We start from the raw sequence: 3,944 nt of genomic DNA, 5'->3' as shown, positions 1-3,944 counted from the left end.
GCCTGCCCCCCTCATCGCCCGCCGCCTGTCCCCTGCTTGTTTTTGGTTGGGTGGGGGGGTGGGGCTCGGGGGCCCCCTTCCCCCCCCCCCCCCCCCCCCCCCCCCCCCCCCGCCGCGGGCGAGGACCGGTTACAGCCGGGACAGTTCGTCCACCAGGTCGTCCAGCCCCAGGGACCCCTGGGAGAGCGCGGCCATGTGCCAGGCCTTGGCGTCGAAAGCGGCGCCGTGCCGCTTCCTCGCGTTCTCCCGGCCCAGCAGCCAGGCCCGCTCGCCGAGCTTGTAGCCGATGGCCTGACCCGGGATGGACAGGTAGCGGGTGAGCTCGCTCTCCACGAAGTCCGCGGGCCGGCTGCTGTGGGCGCCGAAGAACTCCTCGGCCAGCACGGGAGTCCAGCGCTCACCCGGGTGGAAGGGCGAGTCGGCCGGGATCTCCAGCTCCAGGTGCATACCGATGTCCACGATGACCCGGGCCGCCCGCATCATCTGCGCGTCGAGATAGCCCAGCCGCCGCTCGGCGTCCGTGAGGAAGCCCAGCTCGTCCATCAGCCGCTCCGCGTACAGCGCCCAGCCCTCGCAGTTGGCGCTCACCCCGCCGACGGTGGCCTGGTAGCGGGAGAGGTCCTCGGCGACGTGCGCCCACTGGGCGAGCTGCAGGTGATGGCCGGGGACCCCCTCGTGGTACCAGGTGGAGACCAGGTCGTACACGGGGAAGCGGGTCTGGCCCATGGTGGGCAGCCACGTACGTCCGGGGCGCGAGAAGTCCTCGGACGGCGCCGTGTAGTACGGGGCCGCCGCGCCACCCGGCGGTGCGATGCGGGACTCCACCCTGCGCACCCGCTCGGCGAGTTCGAAGTGGGTGCCGTCGAGGGCGTCGATCGCCTCGTCCATCAGGCCCTGCAGCCAGTCGCGGACCTCGTCCACACCCTCGATGTGCGTCCCGTGCTCGTCGAGGTGCGCGAGCGCCACCCACGGGGTCGCCGCGCCCGGCAGGATCTTCTCGGCCTCCCGCTTCATCTCGCCGAGCAGCCGGTGGTACTCGGACCAGCCGTACGCGTACGCCTCGTCGAGATCGAGGTCCGTGCCGTTGTAGTACCGCGACCAGCGGGCGTACCGCTCGCGGCCCACCGTGTTCGGCGCGCCCTCGATCGTGGGCGCGTACACGTCGCGCATCCAGTCCCGCAGGGACACCAGCGCCGCCGTCGCGGTGCGGGCGGCCGTGTCGAGGTCCGTGCGCAGGGCGTCGGGACCGGCCGCCACGAAGTCCTCGAACCACCCGCGGCCCTGCCCGCCCGGGTCGGACCACTCGGTGAGCTGCGTGATGAAGGTGGCGGTCGGGCGCGGACCCCCGTGGAGCTTGCGCTCCAGGCCGAGGGCGAGGGACTCGCGGTAACCCTCCAGCGCGGCGGGCACCGCGCGCAGCCGCTCGGCGACGGCGGACCAGTCCTCGTCCGTCTCCGTGGGCATGAGGGAGAAGACGTCCCGCACCGAGTGCGCGGGGGAGTGCAGGTTGCTCACCAGCCGCAGGCCCTCGTCGGCGTCGTGCACGGCGAGTTCCGCGGTCAGCCGCTCACGCAGCAGACGGGCGCAGCGGCGCTCGATGCCACGGTCCGCGCCCGGCTGCCGTTCGGCCTCCTCCAGCCGCGCCAGCGTTCTGCGGGCCAGCTCCGCCACGGCCTCCTGACCGGCGGGCGAGGAGTCCGGCAGCCGGGTCGAACTTGCCTTGTCGCCGAGGTAGGTGCCGGTGACCGGGTCGAGGGCGATGAGCTCGTCGACATAGGCGTCGGCGAGTTCGCGGGGCAGCGGGCTCTTGGTGTCTGACATGCGGACAATCCTCGTACGAGGACACCGTCCGCGTCAGCCCGATTCCGCTGAGGGCGTGGCCCCTTGTGCCGCATGCGCCGATGTGGTCGCGGGGGCGTCGCGCTGCGGCGGCAGCAGCGGGCCGCAGTCCCACTGCTGGAAGATCAACCGGGTCTCCACGCGGGCCACTTCGCGGCGCGACGTGAACTCGTCGATGACCAGGCGCTGCAGATCCGCCATGTCCGAGACCGCCACATGCACCAGGTAGTCGTCGGGACCGGTGAGATGGAAGACCGTCCGGGACTCGGGCAGCGCACGGATCCGGTCCACGAACGGGCCGACCAGCTCCCTCCGGTGCGGCCTGACCTGCACGGACAGCAGCGCCTCCAGGCCGCGTCCCAGCTTCGCCGGGTCCAGCCGCAGCTGGTGGCCGAGGATGACGCCCGCGCGGCGCAGCCGGGTCACCCGGTCCAGGCACGTCGACGCCGCGACACCGACCTGTGCGGCGAGATCGCGGTACGTCGTCCGTGCGTCGTTCTGCAACAGCCGCAGCAGATGAAGATCCACCGGATCCAGTACGACGGTTTCGGCCATGGCCCGAACGTAGCACGGGGTTCGCCGCCGTGGACCCGCTCGGTGTTCAGGCTGCGGACATGGACTCCGGCACCCCGAACGCCTATCGCGTCCCCGCTTCCCGCCCCGCGCCCCGCAAGCTGGCCACCGAGGCCGTGCACGCCGGGCGCGACGACCTCGCACGGCAGGGACTCCACGCCCCGCCGATCGACCTGTCCACCACCTACCCCTCGTACGACAGCCGCGGCGAGGCCGCCCGCATCGACGCGTTCGCCGCGGACGGCGCCGAGCCGGAGGGACCGCCGGTCTACGGGCGGCTCGGCAACCCGACGGTCGCCCGCTTCGAGACCGCGCTCGCCCGCCTCGAAGGCACCGAGAGCGCGGTCGCCTTCGCCAGCGGCATGGCGGCACTGACCGCGGTCCTGCTCGTGCGCAACGCCATGGGCCTGCGCCACGTGGTGGCCGTCCGCCCGCTGTACGGCTGCAGCGACCACCTGCTGACCGCCGGGCTGCTGGGTTCCGAGGTGACCTGGGTCGACCCGGCGGGCATCGCGGACGCGCTGCGCCCGGACACGGGACTGGTCATGGTCGAGTCCCCGGCCAACCCGACGCTCGCCGAGATCGACCTGAGAGCCGTCGCCCACGCCTGCGGCTCGGTGCCGCTGCTCGCGGACAACACCTTCGCCACACCGGTGCTGCAACGGCCGGCGGAACAGGGCGCCCGTCTCGTCCTGCACAGTGCGACCAAGTACCTCGGCGGTCACGGCGACGTCATGGCCGGCGTGGTGGCCTGCGACGAGGAGTTCGCGCGACAGCTGCGACAGGTGCGGTTCGCGACGGGCGGGGTCCTCCACCCGCTCGCCGGCTATCTGCTGTTGCGGGGCCTGGCCACCCTCCCGGTACGGGTCGCGGCGGCCTCCGCCAACGCCGCGGAACTCGCCCGCCGTCTCGCCGCCGATCCGCGGGTCGCCCGCGTGCACTACCCGCGCATCGGCGGTGCCATGGTCGCCTTCGAGGTCCTCGGCGACCCGCACGAGGTCATCGCGGCCGTCCGGCTCGTCACCCCGGCCGTCAGCCTCGGCAGCGTGGACACCCTCATCCAGCACCCCGCGTCCATCAGCCACCGCATCGTCGCCCCGGCCGACCGCCACGGAGCGGGCGTCAGCGACCAGTTGCTGCGCCTCTCGGTGGGGCTGGAGGACGTGGAGGACCTGTGGGCCGACCTGGACGGGGCCCTGGGAGCGCGGGCGGTCCTGCGTGCCCCGGCGCCGGGGCGCGAGGCGGTGACGAGGGGGGCGTGACGAGGGGGCGTGAGGCGGGTGGCGCGGGGGCGGGAGGTACGAGCGGCCCGGCCGGACGGGGACCGGCCCTGCCGGACGGGGACCGGCCCGGCGGGATGCGCCGGGCCGGTGCGTACGCGTGCGTCAGGGGCGGCGGGGCGCCCGCCCCACCGTCAGTCCCGTGCGGCCGGGTCGTTTGCCCCGCCTCACGGGTTCCCGTTGGGGGGGGGCGGGGGGGGGGGGGGACGGACCCACCAGGGGGGGGAGGGAGGGGGGGGGCCCCCCCCCCCT

At 74.1% G+C, this 3,944-nt stretch carries 3 protein-coding genes; 1 reads left to right on the top strand and 2 read right to left on the bottom strand.

The genetic code is table 11. The features are described 5' to 3' along the window. Positions 1–129: 129 nt before the first annotated feature. Positions 130–1,821, bottom strand: a complete 1,692-nt coding sequence (locus tag AC069T_RS35190; protein WP_478786605.1) for a DUF885 domain-containing protein — start codon at positions 1,819–1,821, stop codon at positions 130–132. Positions 1,822–1,854: 33 nt separating this feature from the next. Beyond that, positions 1,855–2,394, bottom strand: coding sequence for an Lrp/AsnC family transcriptional regulator (locus AC069T_RS35185; RefSeq protein ID WP_478786604.1), 540 nt, complete (start codon positions 2,392–2,394; stop codon positions 1,855–1,857). Between the two features lie 59 nt (positions 2,395–2,453). On the opposite strand from AC069T_RS35185, the gene AC069T_RS35180 reads away from it, so the two are divergent. Continuing rightward, positions 2,454–3,674 carry a trans-sulfuration enzyme family protein gene (locus AC069T_RS35180; RefSeq protein ID WP_478786603.1) on the top strand — a complete coding sequence of 407 codons (1,221 nt, stop codon included), beginning with the start codon at positions 2,454–2,456 and terminating at the stop codon, positions 3,672–3,674. The last annotated feature ends 270 nt before the right edge of the window (positions 3,675–3,944 follow it).

It is taken from the genome of Streptomyces sp. NPDC043867 (assembly GCF_056435845.1).
The sequence above is the reverse complement of the archived record's forward strand: the minus strand, read 5'-3'. Positions and strand labels throughout refer to the sequence as shown.

Coding starts and splice junctions, on each gene's coding strand:
- AC069T_RS35190 (WP_478786605.1), bottom strand. CDS start 1,821: ATGTCAGACACCAAGAGCCCGCTGCCCCGCGAACTCGCCGACGCCTAT.
- AC069T_RS35185 (WP_478786604.1), bottom strand. CDS start 2,394: ATGGCCGAAACCGTCGTACTGGATCCGGTGGATCTTCATCTGCTGCGG.
- AC069T_RS35180 (WP_478786603.1), top strand. CDS start 2,454: ATGGACTCCGGCACCCCGAACGCCTATCGCGTCCCCGCTTCCCGCCCC.